General features: G+C 70.0%; 18 protein-coding genes. 3 read left to right on the top strand and 15 right to left on the bottom strand.

Annotation, left to right across the window (positions count from 1 at the left end):
• Window positions 1-232: 232 nt before the first annotated feature.
• Genes RAB70_RS10885 through RAB70_RS10870 form a run of 4 tightly spaced genes read right to left on the bottom strand, consistent with a single transcriptional unit; the run spans window position 233 to window position 4,958 of the window.
• The gene (locus RAB70_RS10885; RefSeq protein WP_026144761.1) at window positions 233-1,810 is read right to left on the bottom strand and encodes a DHA2 family efflux MFS transporter permease subunit; all 1,578 of its coding nucleotides are present in this window, start codon (window positions 1,808-1,810) and stop codon (window positions 233-235) included.
• 8 nt (window positions 1,811-1,818) lie between these two features.
• Complete coding sequence (locus RAB70_RS10880) at window positions 1,819-3,000, bottom strand: efflux RND transporter periplasmic adaptor subunit (RefSeq protein WP_148828543.1); 1,182 nt, start codon at window positions 2,998-3,000, stop codon at window positions 1,819-1,821.
• A gap of 10 nt (window positions 3,001-3,010) precedes the next feature.
• Window positions 3,011-4,498, bottom strand: a complete 1,488-nt coding sequence (locus tag RAB70_RS10875; RefSeq protein WP_148828542.1) for an efflux transporter outer membrane subunit — start codon at window positions 4,496-4,498, stop codon at window positions 3,011-3,013.
• Window positions 4,499-4,508: 10 nt separating this feature from the next.
• Window positions 4,509-4,958, bottom strand: coding sequence for a MarR family winged helix-turn-helix transcriptional regulator (locus RAB70_RS10870; RefSeq protein ID WP_026143312.1), 450 nt, complete (start codon window positions 4,956-4,958; stop codon window positions 4,509-4,511).
• 141 nt (window positions 4,959-5,099) lie between these two features.
• Here RAB70_RS10870 and RAB70_RS10865 point away from each other — a divergent pair, with 141 nt between their 5' ends.
• The 3 genes from RAB70_RS10865 to RAB70_RS10855 all read left to right on the top strand — a co-directional run bounded on the left by RAB70_RS10865 (window position 5,100) and on the right by RAB70_RS10855 (window position 9,243).
• On the top strand, window positions 5,100-5,984 hold the full coding sequence (locus RAB70_RS10865) for a helix-turn-helix domain-containing protein (RefSeq protein ID WP_148828541.1): 885 nt from the start codon (window positions 5,100-5,102) through the stop codon (window positions 5,982-5,984).
• A 57-nt stretch (window positions 5,985-6,041) separates the two neighbouring features.
• Window positions 6,042-8,285 carry a DNA topoisomerase IV subunit A gene (gene parC, locus RAB70_RS10860; RefSeq protein WP_148828540.1) on the top strand — a complete coding sequence of 748 codons (2,244 nt, stop codon included), beginning with the start codon at window positions 6,042-6,044 and terminating at the stop codon, window positions 8,283-8,285.
• 64 nt (window positions 8,286-8,349) lie between these two features.
• Complete coding sequence (locus RAB70_RS10855) at window positions 8,350-9,243, top strand: hypothetical protein (protein WP_148828539.1); 894 nt, start codon at window positions 8,350-8,352, stop codon at window positions 9,241-9,243.
• Between the two features lie 166 nt (window positions 9,244-9,409).
• Here the strand turns inward: RAB70_RS10855 and RAB70_RS10850 are convergent, their stop codons facing one another.
• The 11 genes from RAB70_RS10850 to bfr all read right to left on the bottom strand — a co-directional run bounded on the left by RAB70_RS10850 (window position 9,410) and on the right by bfr (window position 19,967).
• Window positions 9,410-10,072: a TetR/AcrR family transcriptional regulator gene (locus tag RAB70_RS10850; protein WP_148828538.1), complete on the bottom strand. Its 663-nt coding sequence runs from the start codon at window positions 10,070-10,072 to the stop codon at window positions 9,410-9,412.
• 165 nt (window positions 10,073-10,237) lie between these two features.
• Window positions 10,238-11,680 (bottom strand): aldehyde dehydrogenase family protein, encoded by a 1,443-nt coding sequence (locus RAB70_RS10845; protein WP_170268152.1) that lies wholly within the window; start codon window positions 11,678-11,680, stop codon window positions 10,238-10,240.
• Window positions 11,681-11,805: 125 nt separating this feature from the next.
• Window positions 11,806-12,957, bottom strand: coding sequence for an MFS transporter (locus tag RAB70_RS10840; RefSeq protein WP_148828537.1), 1,152 nt, complete (start codon window positions 12,955-12,957; stop codon window positions 11,806-11,808).
• Between the two features lie 84 nt (window positions 12,958-13,041).
• Window positions 13,042-13,680, bottom strand: a complete 639-nt coding sequence (locus tag RAB70_RS10835; protein WP_148828536.1) for a hypothetical protein — start codon at window positions 13,678-13,680, stop codon at window positions 13,042-13,044.
• 3 nt (window positions 13,681-13,683) lie between these two features.
• Window positions 13,684-15,132: an aspartate aminotransferase family protein gene (locus RAB70_RS10830; RefSeq protein ID WP_148828535.1), complete on the bottom strand. Its 1,449-nt coding sequence runs from the start codon at window positions 15,130-15,132 to the stop codon at window positions 13,684-13,686.
• Window positions 15,133-15,181: 49 nt separating this feature from the next.
• A complete protein-coding gene (locus RAB70_RS10825) occupies window positions 15,182-15,823 on the bottom strand; it encodes a class II aldolase/adducin family protein (protein ID WP_148828534.1) in 642 nt (213 codons plus the stop codon).
• Entirely contained in the window at window positions 15,810-17,453 is a 1,644-nt protein-coding gene (locus RAB70_RS10820; RefSeq protein ID WP_148828533.1) for an FGGY-family carbohydrate kinase, read from the bottom strand. Before RAB70_RS10820 ends, RAB70_RS10825 begins: the two co-directional genes overlap by 14 nt.
• A gap of 3 nt (window positions 17,454-17,456) precedes the next feature.
• Complete coding sequence (locus tag RAB70_RS10815) at window positions 17,457-18,350, bottom strand: TorF family putative porin (protein WP_148828532.1); 894 nt, start codon at window positions 18,348-18,350, stop codon at window positions 17,457-17,459.
• Window positions 18,351-18,466: 116 nt separating this feature from the next.
• Window positions 18,467-18,910: a DUF2147 domain-containing protein gene (locus RAB70_RS10810; protein WP_408068835.1), complete on the bottom strand. Its 444-nt coding sequence runs from the start codon at window positions 18,908-18,910 to the stop codon at window positions 18,467-18,469.
• Between the two features lie 56 nt (window positions 18,911-18,966).
• Complete coding sequence (locus RAB70_RS10805) at window positions 18,967-19,287, bottom strand: hypothetical protein (protein WP_170268153.1); 321 nt, start codon at window positions 19,285-19,287, stop codon at window positions 18,967-18,969.
• 188 nt (window positions 19,288-19,475) lie between these two features.
• The gene (gene bfr, locus RAB70_RS10800) at window positions 19,476-19,967 is read right to left on the bottom strand and encodes a bacterioferritin (protein ID WP_148828530.1); all 492 of its coding nucleotides are present in this window, start codon (window positions 19,965-19,967) and stop codon (window positions 19,476-19,478) included.
• Window positions 19,968-20,116 lie beyond the last annotated feature (149 nt).

Raw genomic sequence — 20,116 nt, 5'->3', positions numbered from 1 at the left:
GCCGAAGCCTGCGAAGAGCCGCATTCTGGTGCGCAGGCCGCGGCAGCGGCAAGTGTCCCGGCGCCGGAGCGCGACGCCGGGCATGCATGTCACTTGGCATGCACTGGTGCGGCGCGCCGGACGGCACGCCATCAGGCAATGGCGTGCAAGCGCCGCTTGCGCACCACCATTGCAGCGGCATGGAACGGCACGGGTCGTGGTGCCGCCCGTGCCGACATGCCGCCGTCGAGGCTCAGTGGCCGCCAGCCGCCGCCGCGCCACCACCACCGCCGAACGGCGGCTTGGCCAGCCACAGGAAGAAGATGATCCCGAGGAAGGTCCAGCCCAGCAGGTAGAAGATGTCGTTGAAGCCCATCTGCGAGGCCTGGTGGTTGATGGTGTTGTTGAGCAGCGCCGCGCCGTTCTGCAGGCTGCCGTTGCCCATCATCTGCACCTGTTCCTGCATGCCCGGCGTGTAGGTGGAGATGTGTTCGGTCAGGTGCGCATGGTGCAGCTGCGTGCGCTTGGCCCACAGGTAGGTGGTCAGCGAGGCGGCGAAGCTGCCGCCCAGCGTGCGCAGGAACGTGGCCAGGCCGGAACCGGCGGCGATCTCGCGCCCGTCCAGGTCCGACAGCAGGATCTGCAGCACCGGCATGAAGAACAGCGCCACGCCCACGCCCATCAGCAACTGCACCCCGGCCACGTGCGGGAAATCCACCTGCAGGTTGAAGTCCGAGCGCATGAAGCTGGTGGTGGCCATGAAGATGAAGGCGATGCTGGCCAGCAGCCGCAGGTCGAAGCGCGAGGCGTACTTGCCGACGAACGGGGTCATGATCACCGGCAGGATGCCGATCGGCGCGGTGGCCAGGCCGGCCCAGATCGCGGTGTAGCCCATGTCGCGCTGCAGCCACTGCGGGATCAGCAGCGACACGCTGAAGAACGCGGCATAGGCGACGATCAGCGCCATGGTGCCGGCGCGGAAGTTGCGGTGGCGGAACAGCCGCAGGTCGACGATCGGATCCTTGTCGGTCAGCTCCCAGATCAGGAACACCGCCAGCGCCACCGCCGAGATCGCGGCCAGCACGACGATCTTGGTCGAACTGAACCAGTCCTCGTCGTTGCCCAGGTCCAGCACCACCTGCAGGCAGCCGACGCCGATGATCAGGGTGATCAGGCCGACGTAATCCATGCGCGGGCGCTCGATCGGCTCGGGCCGGTCGCGCAGCTGCGAGCCGACCACGGTCGCGGCGATGATGCCCAGCGGCACGTTGATCAGGAAGATCCATTCCCAGCTGTAGTTGTCGGTGATCCAGCCGCCGAGGATCGGCCCGGCGATGGGCGCGACCACGGTGATCATCGCCAGCAAGGCCAGCGCCTGGCCGCGTTTCTCGCGCGGGTAGATCGACACCAGCAGGCTCTGGGTGATCGGGTACATCGGGCCGCAGACGAAACCCTGCAGCGCGCGCGACACCACCAGCATGCCCATGCTCTGGGCCAGGCCGCACAGCAGCGAGGCCGCGGTGAAGGCCAGCGTGGCCCACACGAACAGCTTGGTCTCGCCGAAACGGCGGCTGAGGAAGCCGGTCAGCGGCAGCGCGATGGCGTTGCTGACCGCGAACGAGGTGATGACCCAGGTCGCCTGCTGCGAACTGGCGCCGAGGTTGCCGGCGATGGTGGGCAGCGAGACGTTGGCGATGGTGGTGTCGAGCACCTGCATGAACGAGGCCATCGCCAGGCCCACCGTGCACAACGCCACACTGGCCGGGCGGAACCCGGCGGCCGGTGCGCCCGGAACCCCGGGCGCGGCGGGAGCGGCAGCTTGGTTGGACATGACCGGGCTCAGTTCGCCTTGGCGGCGTCGGGCAGATTGGCGTGGATGATCTGCTTCACGGCCGCATCGGCCTGCTGCAGCTGCTGCGCATACACATCGGTATCCAGCAGCGCGCCGCTGGCCGGCTTGGTCGGCAGCACCGCGCCGTTCTGGTCATGCAGGTTGACGTCGGCCTTCATCGACAGGCCGATGCGCAGCGGATGCTGCTCCAGCTGCTTGGCGTCGATGGCGATGCGCACCGGCACGCGCTGCACGATCTTGATCCAGTTGCCGCTGGCGTTCTGCGCCGGCAGCAGCGAGAACGCACTGCCGGTGCCGATGCCCAGGCTCTGCACGGTGCCGTGGTAGGTCACCGCGCTGCCATACACATCCGACTCCAGTTCCACCGGCTGGCCCAGGCGCATGTGCTTGAGCTGGGTTTCCTTGAAGTTGGCGTCCACCCACACCTGGTTCAGCGGCACCACCGCCATCAGCGCGGTGCCGGGCTGCACGCGCTGGCCGACCTGCACCGAGCGCCGTGCCACGTAGCCGGACACCGGCGCGACGATGGCGCTGCGGGCGTTGTTGAGGAAGGCCTGGCGCACCTGCGCGGCGGCGCCCTGCACGTCGGGCTGGTCGGCCACGCCGTTCTCGTCGATCAACGCGCGGTTGCGCGCCAGGGTCTCGCGCGAGCCGCTGACCGCGGCCTCGGCGGCGGCCAGCTGATCGCGGGCATGCGCCAGCTCTTCGGCGGAAATCGCACCGGTGGCGACCAGGCTGGCGCGGCGGGCGACGTCGGCGCGGGCGCGCTGCAGGGTCACCTGCTGCGCGGACAGTTCGGCCTGGGCGCCCTCGACCGAGCGGTACAGACCGCGCACCTGGCGCACGGTCCGCGCCAGGTTGGCCTCGGCCTGCTGCAGGGCGACCTCGGTGTCGGCCGGGTCGAGCTTGACCAGCGGCTGGCCGCGCTCCACGCGCATGCCGTCGTCGGCGTCGATGCGCACCACGGTGCCGGCCACCATCGGGGTGATCTGCACCAGGTTGCCCTGCACGTAGGCGTCGTCGGTGTCCTCGTGCCAGCGGCCGACCAGGAAATACCAGATCGCCAGCGCGATCAGCACCAGCACCACTACCACGGCCAGGCCGCGCAGCAGCTTGCCGCGCCGGCTGGGGGCGGGAGCGGAGGAAGCGGGGGTCGTTGTCTGATTCATTGCAGCGATCTCAGGAATGCGAAGGTGCGGAAGAAGAAGAGCTCGGCGCATCGGCGGCGGAGGTGGCGTCGTAGCCGCCGCCCAGCGCCTGATTCAGGCGCACCGAGACCAGGATCTGATTGGATTGCAGCGACGCCAGGCGCTGCTGCGCGTCCAGCAACTGCTGTTGCGCGCTGAGCACGTCCAGGTAGTTGCCGATGCCGGCGCGGTAGCGCTGCTGCGACAGGTCGAAGGCGGCCTGCGCCGTCTCCAGCGCCTGCGCCTGCTGCTGCGCCTGCTCGGCCAGCGAACGCGCGGCGTTGACCTGATCGGCCACCTCGCGCAGCGCCGCCACCAGGGTCTGGTTGTAGTTGGCCACCGCCAGGTCGTACTGCGCATCGCGCTCGGCCAGCTGGCTGCGCAGCCGCCCGCTGTCGAACAGCGGCAGGCTCACGCCCGGGCTGAGCAGACCCAGCACCGACGAACTCTTGAACAGGTCGCTCGGGTTGGTGGCGGCGACGCCGCCCAGCAGGGTCAGATTGATGCTGGGATAGAACTGCGCCTTGGCCGCATGGATGCCCTGCGAGGCGGCTTCCACGCGCCAGCGCGCGGCGACCACGTCGGGCCGGCGGCCGAGCAGGTCGCTGGGCAGCACCGACGGCACCCGCGCGACCTGCGGGTCGAGCAGGCGCGGGCGCTCGATCTGCAGCCCGCGATCCGGGCCGCGGCCGAGCAAGGCCGCCAGGGCGGTGCGCGCTTCGTCGATCTGCTGCTGCGCCGCCGCCTGCTGCTGGCGCGCCGCCGGCACCCGCGCCTCGGCCTGGCGCAGTTGCAGGTTGTTGTCGATGCCGGCATCGCGGCGCTGCCGCACCAGCTTCAGGCTGTTCTCCGAGCGCGCCAGTTCGGCGCCGGCCAGGTCGTACAGATGCCAGGCGTAACCCAGTTGCGCATAGGCGCGGGCGACGCCGGCCGACAGGTCCAGGCGCGCGGCCTGCGCGTCGACCTCGGCCGCATGCGCCTGGTCCACCGCCGCCTCCCACGAGGCGCGCTTGCCGCCCCACAGGTCGAAGCCGTAGCTGAAGTTCAGCAGCGCCTGCTCGTTGTGGATGTACTTGCCGCCGATCTCGTCGCCGGCCAGGCCCTTGGGCAGTTGCAGGCCGGTGTAGCCGGCCGACAGCGACAGCTTGGCGCCGCGGTCGGCATCGGCCGCGCCGGCCTGCGCCTGCGCCAGGCGCAGCCGCGCATCGGCGGCGTCCAGGCTGGGCGTGCCCTGCAGGGCCTCGGCGATCAGCGCGTCGAGCTGCGGATCGCCCAGCGCCTTCCACCAGTCCTGCTGCGGCCACGGCGCCGGCGCCAGCGCGTCGGCGGCCAGGGTCTTGCCGATGTGCAGCTGGCGGTCGGCATCGAGCCGGCGCCCCTGCGGTTCCAGGCCACGGCTGCTGGCGCAGGCCGCCAGTGCCAGGGTGAGGGCCGCGACCGCGAACGGGCGCAGGCGGGAGGGAGAAGAAGACAGAGTCATGTGGGCGGGTTCAGGGCGAATTGAGGGAATCGCGGACGCGGACCAACAGCGAAAACAAGTGCTCGCGCTCGTCGGCGGACAGATCGCGCAAGGCATCGGCGATGACGTCGTCGCCGCGCTGCTTGAGCTGCTGCCACAGCGCCTGGCCTTCGTCGGTCAGCACCAGGCGCAGCGCGCGGCGGTCCTGCGCGTGCGCCTCGCGGCGCACCCAGCCCAGGTCTTCCAGCTTGTCCAGCAGGCGCGTCACCGCGCTGGGGTTCTGGTCGATGGCCTGGGCCAGTTCGTTGGCGGTGCACGGCGCCATGTGGGCCAGGGCCTTCATGCCGATGTAGTGGCTGAAGCCCAGGTCCGGCTCCAGCCCGGCCATGGCGCGGTCGAGGCGGCGCATCAGGCCGTCACGCACCTGGCGCAGCAACAGGCCGAACGAGGGCGGGCCAGGAAAGGAGGGAGCGCAGTTCATGGGCGCCCATTATTTTCATTTAGAAATATATGTCAAGAAAATATCCCCAAGGAAACTAGATGCTGCGTTGCAGCGAAGGAACACTGACGGCGAGCGCACTGTAGCGGCGCGCGGCCATGGCTCGGTATTACAATCCGGACAATGGATATCGAAATCGCGCCAACTCAGCCGGCCGACGTTCCGGCCACCGTCGGCTCCGACAGCGCGCTGGACCCGCGCGCCATGGAGTGGTTCGAGCGCGCCGATGGCCCGCCCGCGCTGGCCTTCATCGCGCATTCGCCGGTGTCGCTGCGGCGCGAGGTGGACTGGCACCGCCACGTGCGCGGGCAATTGATCTATGTGGAAGACGGCGTGCTGAGCACCCGCACCGCGCACGGCCAGTGGTCGCTGCCGCCGGGCTGTGCCGGCTGGATGCCGCCGCAGGAACTGCACACGGTGCAGGTGTCCGGGCGGGTGCGCAGCTACCTGGTGCTGATCCGCCCCGACGTCTGCGCCGACCTGCCGCCGCGGACCTGCGTGATCGGCATGAACGGCCTGTTCCGGGAGGTGCTGCGGCGGATGAGCCAGTGGGGGGTGCCGCCGGTGCTGGCGGCCGAGCAGCAGCGCCTGTGCGCGGTGCTGCTGGACGAGGTGCGCAACGCCCCGGTCGAGCATCTGCACCTGCCGATGCCGCGCGACCGCCGGCTGCTGCGCATCGCCACCCAGTTGCTGGAAACCCCCGCCGACGACCGCTCGCTGGCGCAATGGGCGCACTGGGCCGGGCTGTCGGCGCGTAGCCTGAGCCGCCACTTCCGCGACGAGACCGGCTTCGGCTTTGCCGGCTGGCGCCAGCAGGCGCGGCTGGCCGAGGCGCTGCGCCGGCTCAGCGACGGCGCCAGCGTCGCCGACACCGCCTTCCGGCTGGGCTACAGCAGCCCCAGCGCCTTCGTCACCGCCTTTCGCGGCCGCTTCGGCCATCCTCCGGCCCGTTACCTGGCCAGCGCCGGCGGCACGCGCGGCTTGGCATCGCCGGCCGCATCCGGATAATCGACCGGCTGACCTGCGGCGCCTGGCGCCGCGTTCCCCTATAGGTATTTCCTGCGCATGACCGATCTCGCCCGCCCCGCCTTCCATGGCTTCGAACAGCTGCCGCTGCGCGAATACGCCGAACGCGCTTACCTCGACTACTCCATGTACGTGGTGCTGGACCGCGCCCTGCCCTTCCTCGGCGACGGGCTCAAGCCGGTGCAGCGGCGCATCATCTATGCGATGAGCGAGCTGGGCCTGAACGCGACGGCCAAGCCGAAGAAGTCCGCGCGCACCGTCGGCGACGTGATCGGCAAATACCACCCGCACGGCGACAGCGCCTGCTACGAAGCGCTGGTGCTGATGGCGCAGCCGTTCTCCTACCGCTACCCGCTGATCGAAGGCCAGGGCAACTTCGGCTCCACCGACGACCCGAAGTCGTTCGCGGCGATGCGCTACACCGAGTCCAAGCTGACCCCGATCGCCGAAGTGCTGCTGGGCGAACTGGGCCAGGGCACGGTGGACTGGTCGCCGAACTTCGACGGCACCCTGGACGAGCCGACCTGGATGCCGGCGCGGCTGCCGCACCTGCTGCTCAACGGCACCACCGGCATCGCCGTGGGCATGGCCACCGACGTGCCGCCGCACAACCTCAACGAGATCGTCAGCGCGCTGATCCGCCTGCTCGACGACCCCGACGCGAGCGTCGCCGACCTGTGCGAGCACGTGCGCGGCCCGGACTACCCGACCACCGCCGAGATCATCACCCCGGCCGCCGACCTGCGCGCGATCTACGAGACCGGCCATGGCAGCGTGCGCGCCCGCGCCACCTACCAGAAGGAAAACGCCAACATCGTGGTCACGGCGCTGCCGTACCAGGTGTCGCCGTCCAAGGTGATCGAGCAGATCGCGCAGCAGATGCGCGCCAAGAAACTGCCCTGGCTGGAAGACATCCGCGACGAGTCCGACCACGCCAACCCGGTGCGGGTGGTGCTGGTGCCGCGCTCGAACCGGGTCGACGCCGAGCAGTTGATGGGCCACCTGTTCGCCACCACCGACCTGGAGCGCAGCTACCGGGTCAACCTCAACGTGATCGGCCTGGACGGCCGCCCGCAGGTCAAGAACCTCAAGACCCTGCTGGAGGAATGGTTGCGCTTCCGCAGCGACACCGTGGTGCGCCGCCTCAACCATCGGTTGGAGAAGGTCGAGCGCCGCCTGCACCTGTTGGAAGGCCTGCTGACCGCGTTCCTCAACCTGGATGAGGTGATCCGCATCATCCGCACCGAGGACGAGCCGAAGCCGGCGCTGATCGCGCGCTTCGGGCTCAGCGAGGAACAGGCCGACTACATCCTGGAGACGCGCCTGCGCCAGCTGGCGCGGCTGGAAGAGATGAAGATCCGCGGCGAGCAGGACGCGCTGGCCAAGGAACGCGAGCAGCTGCAGGCGCTGCTGGCCAGCAAGACCAAGCTGAAGAAGCTGATCAAGGACGAGCTGATGGCCGACGCCAAGAAGTTCGGCGATGCGCGGCGCTCGCCGCTGGTGCAGCGTGGTGCGGCCCAGGCCATCGACGAGACCGAGCTGGTGCCGAGCGAGCCGATGACCGTGGTGATGTCGGAGAAGGGCTGGATCCGTGCGGCCAAGGGCCACGACGTGGACCCGGCGGCACTGTCCTACCGCGACGGCGACGGCCTGCTGGCGGCGGTGCGCGCACGCAGCACGCAGCAGGTGGCGTTCCTGGATTCGGAAGGCCGTGCCTATTCGACCCTGGTGCATACCCTGCCCTCGGCGCGCGGCAACGGCGAGCCGCTGACCGGACGCTTCTCGCCCGCGGCCGGTGCCTCGTTCCAGGCCATCGCCAGCGGCGAGAACGACAGCCGCCTGGTGCTGGCGTCCTCGCACGGCTACGGCTTCGTCACCCGCTTCGAGAACCTGACCAGCCGCAACAAGGCCGGCAAGGCCATGCTCAACCTGACCCCGAACGCCAAGGTGCTGCCGCCCGCGCCGGTGAGCGGCGCCGGCAGCGACCGCATCGTCGCGGTCACCAGCGCCGGCCACCTGCTGGCGTTCCCGGTCGCCGACCTGCCCGAGCTGGACAAGGGCAAGGGCAACAAGATCATCGACATCCCCAAGGCCAAGCTCAGCACCGAGCGGGTGGTGGCGATCGCCGCGGTGGCGCCGGGCAACACGCTGCTGGTCAAGAGCGGCCAACGCACCATGTCGCTGTCGTTCAAGGACCTGGACGCCTACCTCGGCGCCCGCGCCAGCCGCGGCGGATTGCTGCCGCGCGGGTGGCAGAAGGTCGACGATCTGGCGGTGGAGTAAGCGCGCCTCGCTGGACATCCATCCAGCCCCGGCTTGTCAGTCATCTCAACGAAGGAACGCAACGATGAACGAGAACGTGAGCAATGCCGGCAATGACGCTTCCTTGATTGCCAGGGTGGAGCGGCTGGAGCAACAACTCCAGGCCAAGGACCAACGCCTGCGCCGTGCCGTGACGGTCAACCGGGTGCTGCTGTTCGGCGTCGCCGCCCTGGTGATCGCCAGCGCCGGCGCCATCACCAGCGTTGACGAACAACTGAGCCAGTTCATGGAGTTCTCCAGCACGCCGGTGTCCGCGCCGGCGCTGGACACCTCCGTGCGCTGGGGCCGGCGCGATGCGTCCAATGTCGGCCCCGGCTACACCAACGAGATCCTGTCGCTGATCTCCGAGTCCGACCAGCAGAACTCCTTCAGTTGGCCGCTGTACATCCAGCTCAATGCGACCAAACATCCCAACGCGACCCAGGACAGTTCGCAGAGCGTGGGCGCCACCGTCCGGGCGTTCCAGCGCAGCACCGGTTCGCCGTGGCTGGCGGGTTTCCACAGCGAACTGTTCCACGGCTACGACGGTATCGCGGGGCAAAACGTCGCAACGCACGGCACCAGCATCCTGTTCAACGGCGAATTGACCTCCTACACCAACGGCGGGTCGACGATCGGCCTCAATCTGCTCAACACCCCGGGTTCCAGCACCGCCGGCACGCATGCCATCCAGATCCAGCCGGGCACGCGTGGCTGGCAGAACGGCATCCACTTCGACAGCGGCGCGCTCGGCAACATCGGCATCAACTTCGACCAGTCCAACTACAACATGGGCATCGACCTTGGTGACAACAGCCTGAGAATGAATGCCAATCAGCGCATCATCCTCGAGAAGTACGGCAGCGTGTATCTGCGCTACAACAGTACGAGCGACAAGGTGGAAGTGGTCAAGAAGGGCAGCGTCGTCGCTTCCTGGTGAGACATCCGCGGGATCGGAACTTACGGGGATACCGAAGTGGATCCACTCCTATCGTAGGAGCGCCTTCAGCCGCGACACCTCAGCGTGTCGCTGCTAGCGCCGGCCGCTCCGGCGATAAGAAGCACAATGGTCTGCGCGCCCGTTCCCAAGTGCGGGGATATTCTCGCTAGGCCGCATCGCGCAACTGCTCGATATGGCTGGCGATCATCGCCGCCACCGTATCGGCCACCGCGCGCGCGCTCAGGCGGGTATCGAACAACAGTTCCACCGTGGCATAGATCAGGTCGACCACGATGCGGCTGACCAGGCGCAACTGGCGCGGGTCGGCGTCGGGGAAGGCCTCGCTGAGGAAGCGCACCTGGCCCTTGGTCACCTGCGCATGCGACTCCAGGCGCACCTGCTGCAGCGCCGGCACCGCGCGCAACGCACGCAGCACCCACACGCCGCCCTCGGTCGCCTTGGTGACGCGGTAGGTATCCAGCACCAGCCCGGACAGCGCGCGCTGCAGGTCCTCGCGCGTGCCGCTCATCGCCTGCTGGGTGATCCACTTGGGGATGAGCTGGTTCTGCCGCTCCATCAGCCGCCGGCCCAGTTCCGACAGCAGCGCGTACTTGTTGGGGAAATAGCGGTACAGCGCCGGCGGCGTCAGCCCGGCACGCGCGCACACCAGGTTGGTGGACAGCCGCTCCACGCCGACGTCGCCGAGCAGTTGCGCGGTGACCGAGAGGATCTGTTCGTAGGTCTCGGTGGCGCGATGCTGGGCCGGCACCTTGTTCCCGGTCAGGCGCGGGCGGTGCGGGGCGGAGGGACGCGGCGTGTCGGCGGGCATGGGATCTCGATGGTGGTGAAGCAGCAGGCGCCGCGGTGGCGGCACGTCGCCAGCCTGACGGCACGCATCGCCGCGGCAATGGGTGCGCGGGCTGCGCCGCGACGTCGCGGCACGCGCCGACATCGCATCTTACCGCGCCCGCCGCTGGCACACCGACAACGTCGCTCAGCGCCGCGCCAGCCAACCGCTGAGGCCGGCCGCCAAGCGCCGCTGCAACGTGGTATACGGAGGAAAGAACGCCTTGACGATCGGCAGTCGGCCGCCGCGCAGCAGCGCGCGTTCGTGCGAGAAGGTGCGGAAGCCGTGCACGCCGTGCGCGCTGCCGAATCCCGAGGCCCCCACCCCGCCGAACGGCAAACCGCTGTGCACGAACTGCTGCAGGCAGTGGTTGACCACCGCACTGCCGGAACTGGTGCGCGCCAGCACCTGGGCGATGCCGGCACGGTCTTGGCTCCACAGGTACAGCGCCAACGGCTTGGGCGCGACGTCGAGCCGATCGAGCACCTCGTCGAGGCGCGCGAACTCGACCACCGGCAGTACCGGACCGAAGATCTCCTCCCGCGCGATCCGCGCCTGCGGCGGCACCTGCGCCAGCAGCGTCGGCGCCACGTAGCAGCGCTCCGCGTCGTGCTCGCCACCGGCCAGCAACTGCGCGCCGCCGGCGCGCGCTTCGTCGATCAGCGCGGCCACCCGCGCGGCATGGGCCGGGTGGATCATGCGCGCCAGGTGCGGGCTGGCGGCGACCGCCTGCGCGCCGGCACCGTAGCGCTGCGCCAGCAGGGCGCGGCAGTGTGCGAGCAGGCGCGCGCTGACGTCGCGATGCACGAACAAGGTATCCGGGGCGATGCAGGTCTGTCCGGCATTGACCAGCTTGGCCCAGACGATCACCTCGGCGGCAAGACGCAGGTCGGCGCTGCGGTCGACGATCACCGGCGACTTGCCGCCCAGCTCCAGCGTCACCGGCGTCAGCTGCCGCGCCGCCGCGGCCATTACCTCCCGGCCGACCGACGCCGAACCGGTGAAGAACACATGGTCGAACGGACAGGCCAGCAAGGCCTGCGCAGTGGCCGCGCCGCCCTGCACCAGGGCCACTTCTTCCGGTGCGAATGCCTCGTCCAGCACCGCCTGCAGCACCGCGTTGACCTGCGGGGTGAATTCGGAGGGCTTGATCAGCGCCGTGTTGCCGGCGGCCAGTGCCGACACCAACGGCCCCAGCACGGTGGCCACCGGGTAGTTCCAGGGCCCGATGATCAGGCAGCGGCCCTTGGGCTGGAACGCGATGCGCGCGCGCGTGCCCAGGGCCAGCAGGGTCGGGGCGACCTTGCGCGGACGCATCCAGCGCGGCAACTGCGCGATCGCGGTGGCGATCTCGTCGACCACCGGCAGCAGCTCGGTCAATTCCACTTCCAGTGCGGGCTTGGCGAAATCGGCGGCGAAGGCGGCGATCAGCGCCTGCCGTCGCGCCAGCAAGGCATCGCGCAGCGCACGCAGATGCGCGCGCCGCGTGTTCGCCGAGGAGCCGCGCCAGGCCAGCGCGGTGGCCTGCTGCGCGGCGAACAGCGCCGCGACCGTCTCCGGTGGGGTGTCCAGCACGGGCTCAGGCGCCATCGCCGCGCTCCTGCTTGGCGGACATCGGCCGATGCCCGGTGCCTGGCAGTCCCCTGCCCTGCACCATGCGCGGCCGACCTAAGCGCGTCATCGCAGCGGCCAGCACGCTCGCACGGCCACCCCCATCAGCCCGCATGCGAGCCCGCCTCCACGACGGCCGGACGGCGCTGCCGCCGGCCGATCCACAGCGCCAGCAGCGCCGCGGTCAGCGCAAAGCCCAGACCGACCAGCGGCACCGGCGCCGGATCGTCGGCATGCAGCAGCAGCGACGCCAGCAACGGCCCGCAGGCCGACCCGATCAACTGCGCGGCCGGCACCAGCACCGCCACCCGCCCCTGCGCATCGGCGCGCAGCGCCAGGCCGACATGGAACGGCATCAGGAACATCCAGGCGAAGCCGAACGCCACGCACACCGCGGCGAAGCCCAGCGTCGCATTGCCCGGAACCCGGTACATCGCCGCGGCCACCAGGCACAGCGCCACGCTGCCCAGGGTCAGGGTCGCCGTCACCGAGAGCCGGCGCACCCAGTAGATCGCCGCCAGGCCACCGACGATCTGCATGCCCAGCACCCACGAGGTCTGCAGTTGCGCCGCATGCGCGTCCAGCCCCGCGCGCAACGCCAGCGGCTCCAGATAGGCCCACAGCGCGCCGATCGCCGACATCTGCAGGAACGCCACCAGCAATGGCGCCAGCGTCGCCGGCGACCAGCGCAGCCTGGCGGTGGCGGTCGCCGCGCACTGTGCATCGGCGGCGGGAGCCAGGCTTGCCGGCACCGACAGTGCCGCCGCCAGCGGCAGCACCAGCAGGCAGGTCGCGGCCATGGCGACGAAACCGCCCTGCCAGCCGGCCGCCGGCAACACCCACAGCGCCAGCGCCGCCGCCAGCGCGATCTGCGCCAGCGCCTGCAGCACCATGAACACCGCGGTGACCCGGTCCGGGGTGGCGGCGCGCACGATGCTGACCGTTGCCACCCAGACCAATAGGCCCTCGGCCAGGCCGGCGGCCGCACGCAGCGCGACGAACGCCGCATCGCCCTGCGCCTGCACCGTGGCCAGGTTCAGCGCCGCGGCCAGCAACGCCGCCACGACCGCCGTGGCACGCTGCCAGGACACCGGCAGCAGCGCATCGCCCAGCGCCACGCCGATGCCCAGGGCGATGATCTCGCCCATCGCCACCACGCCCACGCCGGGCAGCGTGATCAGGTGCTGCTCGACCAGTGCGCCGAGCACGATCGGCTGCACGCCGAGGATCAGCAGCGCGATGGCGCCGATCGACAAGGCCGCGGCGAGCGGACGTGTCGCGTGGACGGCGGTTGATGCGACGGAAGACGGGGATGGCGTGGCGGTCATCGCGATGGACCCTCAGTAGCCTTTGCTCTCGGCCGGCAGTTCGCCCGCAGCGAAGGCCGCGGCAGCCCGCATCTGGTCCTTGCGCAGCCGCGCGTTGGCGATGCGCCGCACCCACCAGGGCAGCGCCCGCACCTGCCCGCCGGTGGCCGCGGCAAGCACATAGGCCTTGGCGCATTTCTCGAACAACTCCACGTTCAACGCCAGCCGCTGCGCGGTGATGCCAAGACACAGCGGGCGTCCGCCGAACAGCAGGACGCTGCCGCTGCCCGGCGCGGCCGTCGCCAACGCGTCGAGCGCAGGAGACGGCGCCGGCATCGGCCCGATGTGCCGCGCCTGTTCGTCGAACACCTGCGGCAGCACGCCGCCGACATTGGCCAGAAGGTGGCCGAACACACCGGCCGACCAGGCGCTGGCGCCGACATCCGGACGCCGCGCGTACACCTGCGCGTGCACCTGCGCCGCGGGCGGCAGCGCCGGGTCGCGCCAGTCCAGCCACTGCGGCCGCTCCGCCTCGAGCGCGCCACAGCACATCGCCGTGCTGCCCGGACAGCGCAGCGCCAGGGCTGCCGTGTCGTCGCCGAGCAGGCGCTTGGCCACGAGCCGCGCGCGGGTGTGCAGCCAGAGTGCTTCGATCTGCGGGACGGTGGGCATGCGCTACACCAGCTTGAACACGTCGTCGAAGCGGTTCAGCGCCTCGTCGACCACCGCATCGGTATCGGCGCGGCTGGTGTAGATGCGGCTGCCGGCCAGGGTGATCAGCCCGTGCGCCGAATACGCCGCGCCCATCTCTTCCATCATGTGCTTGCGCTCCTTGGCTTCGTTGCGCACGCGCCACAGCTTGTACAGGTTGCCGGTATCCAGCAGCAGCACGCCGGAGGTCTGCAGGTGCACGATCGAGCCCATGTTGTAGACCACGTACGGCAGGCCGAGACGGCGGATGATCGCCTCCAGGCCCTGCCGCAGGCGATCGCCGGCGCGGCCGGCCTGGCCGGCGGCGTCGCTGCGTTGCGCTTCCAGCAAGGCGTGGTAACCGGCCACGCAGGACAGCGGATTGGCCGACAGCGTGCCGCCGACGAAGGCGCGCCGCGCCGTGGTGCCGATGCCGCCGACCAGGCTCATCATCACCTCGCGGCGGCCGCCGATCGCGCCGGCCATCGGATAGCCGCCGGCCAGGCACTTGCCGAGCACGGTGATGTCCGGCAGGACCCCGAAGTAGCCTTGCGCACCACCCGGCCCGAGCCGGAAGCCGGTGACCACTTCGTCGAAGATCAGCAGCGCGCCGAACTCGTCGCACAACTTGCGCACCTGCCGGTTGTAGTCGTGATGCACCGGCCGCGTGCCGCTCTCCGGCCCCAGCGGTTCCAGCAGCACCGCCGCGGTGCCGCCACGCAGGCGATTGAACTGCAGCTTGCGCCGCAATGCCTCCAGATCGTTGGGATGGCATTCCTGGGTGTAGGCGGTGGCGCCGCGCGGGATGCCGATCGCCTCCATGCGCCCGGTGCCCGGCAGGCGCATGCCGTACACCAGCTGGTCGCTCCAGCCGTGGTAGGCGCCGCCGATCTTGATGATCCATTTCTTGCGGGTGTGGGTGCGGGCCAGGCGCACCGCGCCCATCACCGCCTCGGTGCCGGAGCCGAGCAGGCGCAGCATCTCCACCGCCGGCATGCTGGCGCAGACCAGTTCGGCCAGCTTGACCTCGTACGCGTGCAGCAGGCCAGTCACCGGGCCGCACTGGTCCAGCACCGCCTGCACGTGTTCGCGCAGCTCCGGCGGATTGGACCCGAGCAAGGTCGGGCCGCCGGCCTGCAGGAAGTCGATGTAGCGGTTGCCGTCCACGTCGGTCAGGTACGCGCCCTCGGCGCTGTGCATGGCCAGCGGGAACGGATGGTTGAACGCCAGGTTGTGCTGCACGCCACCGGGGATCACCTGCTTGGCTGCCTCGCCCAGGCGCTTGGAGCCCTGGCAGCGCGCGTCGAAATAGCGCATCACCTTGGCCATGCCGGCGGCGCCGATCGGCCGCATCGGCTGGTTCACCAGCGCATGGAAGCGTGCGTACAACTGGTCCACATCGGGCCATTGCGAAATGGCGGGGGTCTGGCTCATGGTCGGTGCCGGGTTCGGGGGAGCGGAAACGGAAAGCGCGTGCATGGGGTCAGGCCTCCAGGGCGGTGAGGACGGCGCGCAACGACGCGGCCAGGCCGGCGTCGTGCAATGCGCGGCGTTCGATGCGGCGCGCCAAGTGATCGCGCGCCACCCGCTCCAGCGCATCGACCGCGGCCACCGCCTGTTCCAGGCTGCGGCCGCAGCACAGCACGCCGTGGTTGCGCATCAGGTAGGCGTTGCTCGACGGCCGCAGCTGGCGCGCCAGCAACCAGGCCAGCAGCCCGGTGCCGGACGGGAAGTAGCCGACCATCGGCACACGCGCACCGATCGTTGCCTGCAACGCCGGATCCTCGACCGGCAGCGCCGCACCCAGCAGCGCGCAGGCGCTGGCCACCGGCTGATGGGTGTGGATGCTGCAGGCCACGTCGGGGCGGCGGCGCAGCACCTGCGCATGCAGGCCGGTCTCCACCGACGGCGTGGCGGCGCCGTCCAGTTGCCGCAGGTCGGCCAGGCGTACCACGCAGATGTCCTCGGCGCGCATCGCCAGGTAATCGATGGCCGACGGCGTCACCGCGAAGCGTTCGGCATCCAGGCGCAAGGCGACGTTGCCGCCGGTCCCGGCCAGATAGCCGCGCCGCGACAGGTCCACGCACAGCGCGACCACGCGCGCGCGTTGTTCATGGGCAAACATGCTGGGGAACCTCCGGCACGCACGCGGGAACGGGATTCATGCGCCGGTAGATCGGCGCCAGCGTGCGCTGCAACTCGCGGAACATCGCATAGCGGTCGTCGTACAGCGCGCGCGTGCGCGGCGACGGTTCGTATACCCGGCGCGCGCGTTGCAGCGCCGGCAGGTCGGCGAAGTGCAGCCGGCCCAGGCCGACGCCGGCAATGAAGGTGGCGCCGATCGCATTGGCCTGGATCGGGTTGTGCAGTTGCCGGATCGGCTGGCCGCTGACGTCGGCGATGATCTGGCACCACAGGTCCGACTGCGCGCCGCCGCCGACCGCGGCGATCACGCCCGGATCGCGGCCGAGCAAGCGCGCGAACGGTTCCATCATCCAGCGCGTGTTCAACGCCACCCCTTCCATGAAGGCGCGGATGATGTCCTCGCGGGTGTGCATCAGCGACAGGTTGACCAGCCCGGCGCGCAGGCTATGGTCCTCCACCGGGGTGCGCTCGCCGAACAGCCACGGCATGTAGACCAGGCCGTTGGCCCCGGCCGGCACCCGCGCGGCGATGACGTTGAGCACCTCGTACACGTCCGGGCGTTCTTCGTCACGCAGCAGTTCGTCGGGATGGAACAGGATGCGGTCGCGCAGGAACGACAGGTTGGCGCCGGCGGTGGACTGCAGCGCCGTGGCCAGGTAACGCCCGCTGACCGCGCACGGCACCGCGGCGATGTTGCTGAACACGTCGGTCTTCATCCGCGGCACGTGCGCGCCCAGCCACGACGACGTGCCCAGATACAGATGCGCGGCGTAGTCCTCGACCGCCGCGGCCACCGCCACCGCCGAGTTGTCGATGGCGCCGGCGATCACCCGGGTCTGCGGCGACAGGCCCAGTTGCGCGGCCACGCCCGGCAGCAGCGGCCCCAGCACTTCGGTGGAGGCCACCAGCTCCGGCAGCTTGTCGCGTTCGATGCCGAGCAGCCGCAGCAAGCCGTCGTCGTAGCGGATGCGCATCGGGTCGCGGTTGTCGGTGACCCAGGTGGTGAGCACCGAATCGGCGGTGGCGCAGAAGCGCCCGGTCAGGCGCAGGTTGAGATAGTCCAGCGCGTTGAGGAACTTGTGCGTGCGCTGGTAACGCTGCGGTTCGTGGTCGCGCAGGTAGGCGATATGGCCGGCGCAATCCTTGCCGCTGCCGGCCGGCGCGCCGCCGCTCAGGCGCAACCAGCGCAGCAGCTTCAGCGGCGCATAGCCGCGCACGTTGAGCCAACGACCGCGCAGGCGCCGCGCGATCGCGGCCTGCCCGCGCATGTCCAGCCACAGCATGGCATTGCCCAGCGCGCGGCCGTCGCGGTCCACGCACACGGTGCACTCGCCCTGGGTCGAGCAGCACACCGCGGTCACCCGCTGGCGCAACGCCTCGCCGCCTTGCAGCACCGCCGCCGCGGTGACCAGCAACGCGTTCCACCAGTCGCGCGGATCCTGCTCGGCGCAGACGCCATGCACGTGCAGGGGCACCGGTTCGAAGGCCCAGGCGATCACCTGGCCCTCCAAGGTGACCAGCGCGCACTTGCAGCCGGAGGTTCCCAGGTCCACCGCCAGCACCAGTGGCTGGTCGCCGCCCCGGTCGGCATCGAGCAGTTCGCTGCGCATCGGTCAGAACGTGTAGCCGATCGAGGCCACCAGGGTGTCGCCGTCGGTCTTGCGGATGCGCGCGCCGTCCTGCACCCAATACAGCTCGTGCGCGTTGACCCGGGTGCTGACCCAGTCCAGGTTCCAGTCCAGGCCCCAGCGCTTGTGGGTGACGCCGATCTGGTAGTCGGCGAAGCTGCCCTCGCTGAAGTTGCGCAGCTTCTGGTAGCCGGCGTGCAGGCGCAGCGTGGTCGACGGCAATATCGACGGCAGCAGCGGCGTCTGGTAGTTCAGATCGCCCAGCAGCGTGCCGCGCGAGTCGTGCTCGCCACGGGCGAAGCAGCGCAGCGCCGCCGTCGGGTCGGCGGCGAACTGCAGGATCTGCGCGCACACGCCGCCGGTGTCGGCACCACGGTAGGTCTTGGAGAACACGTACAGCAGGCGGCCCTCGACCGCGCCGTAGCCGAGTTCGAGCACGCCGAAATTGCTGTCGTAGTCGGTGCGGCGAATGTCCTCCGGCGTGCCGGTCTCCAGGTCGATCCGGTGCGGGGCCAGGAAGCTGGCGCCGGGGAAGCGCTCGGTGGCCAGGCCGACGCCGGCATGCCAGGCATCGGGATTGCCGAAGCGGTAGCCGGCCGCGGCGGTGATGCCCAGGCCGTCGCCGTCGAGGAACTGCTTCTTGCTGACCTTGGCCACCTCCAGCAGCGCGACGAAGCCGCTGGCGTGCACGAACTGGGTGGTCCACTTCAGCGACGGGCGCATCAGCGAGTCGGACACGCCGCGCGTGCGCTGCTCGCTCATCAGCTTGATCTGGTTCTGGAACTCGTAATTGACCATGCCATCGGCGTCGGCCTGCTGGGCGTGGGCCCGGGCGCAGCACGCGCCGTGCAGGGCCAGTGCGCCCGCGAGGGTCGCCATGAAGCGGACTGCAGTCATCTCAATCTCCCCTGTTTGCTGAGGAAGGTGGGACGCGCGGCGGCCGTCGCTGGCCCCGCACATTGATGACGCCGGCGCGTTGCGCGCGCGGCGGGTGATTACTTGGCGCAGACCGGCGTGCTGGGCAGCGCCTGTACGCGGGTGAAGCGTTCGGTCTCGCCGAGCACTTCCACCCCGACGAAGGCGCGCAGGTCCAGCGATTTGCCGCTGGCGCGCAGCGTGGCCTTGTAGCGCTTGCCGCTGCGCGGATCGAAGGCCCAGCCGTCGCGCCAGGTATCGCCGTCCTCGCGCCCCAGGCGCGCGATCTGCACGCCGCAGGTATCGGTGGCGGTGCCGGCGTCCTTGTCCCAGACGATGCGTCCGCACAAGGCGGTAGCCGCATCCGCACACGGCGCGAACTCCACCACCGCGTCCTTGGCCGCGGTCAGCCACAGCCCCTGCGCCGCGGCCGGTGCGGCGCCTGCCGGCGCGGTCGCCAGCAGCCATCCCGCGACCACCACACCGACCACGCCGTACCGCCTGATTCCCGGACTCGCCTGCATCGAACGCCCCCTCGCCATCGCGCAATTAAGTAGTGAAAACTACCGTATAGCGATCACTACTGTTTTGCAAGCATTGTCCACACGGCCTTTGCCGCGGACGTGGCGAGGCGCGCAAACGCCTGGATTCCAAGGGTTCGCGCATGCAGCGACATGCATGCGACGGCCGATTTTTGCGGCATTGCAACAGCCATCGGGGAGGACGGCGACGACAGATCGGCTCGCCCGATCGCCATGGCGTCGCACTGCGAACCGAGCGAATGCGCCAGCCACGCCATCCAGCCACGCGGCCGCGCGCGACCGAACCCGATCGGCGGCGTCAGGAAACGAGAAGGGCAGAAGGCGTGTCGGCAGTCGCTGCGGCCTTGCTGCAGCAGCAACCGCCGCGACACCGCGATGGGCACTGTCGCCCGCGAGGGTCGGCAGCGCCGGCGCGGGCCAGCGAGAGTTGTGGCGACCGGCACGATCGGCGGGTCAGAAGCGGCCGGCGATGGCACGGCCGCGGTGGCGGGGATGGGTCCCGCTCAGTGCATCGGCGCCTCCCGCAAGTGGGAGGCACACGGACGGATCAGGCGTCCTTGCCGGACACGTGCCCGTCGATCTTCGAGGTCTGGTACAGCGCCATGCCGATGCGCTTGATCAGGCCGAGCTGCTGTTCCAGCCACCAGGCATGGTCTTCCTCGGTGTCGCGCAGCTGCGCCAGCAGCACGTCGCGGCTGACGTAGTCGCCGTGCTGCTCGCACAGTTTCATGCCCGCGGCCAGATTGGCGCGCACTTCGTACTCGACCTTCAGATCCTTCTCCAGCATCTCCTCGACCGTGCGCCCGGGTTCGAAGGCATGCGGGCGCATGTCCGGGTCGCCCTCCAGGAACAGGATGCGCCGCAGCAGCGCATCGGCGTGCTCGGTCTCCTCTTCCATCTCGTGGTTGATGCGTTCGTACAGCGCCAGCAGGCCCTCGTCCTCGTAACGCCGCGAGTGGATGAAATACTGGTCGCGCGCGGCCAGTTCGCCGCGCAGCAGCTCCTTGAGGCATTGCACAACGTCGGGGTGTCCCTTCATGGGGCGGGCTCCGTGGGGTCGACTGAGGGCGCCATAGTGCCCGATGCCGCCGCGCCGCGTTCCAATCGGAATCATTCACATCCCGACTCGCACCACCCACGATGCGTGACCCCGCGCACAGCGCGCCGCGCCTACGCGGGAACGACACG

Origin of the sequence: Xanthomonas sontii, from assembly GCF_040529055.1 — a bacterium.
Taxonomy (GTDB): domain Bacteria; phylum Pseudomonadota; class Gammaproteobacteria; order Xanthomonadales; family Xanthomonadaceae; genus Xanthomonas_A; species Xanthomonas_A sontii.
Note: the sequence above shows the minus strand (reverse complement) of the source record. Positions and strands in the feature narration are given on the sequence as shown.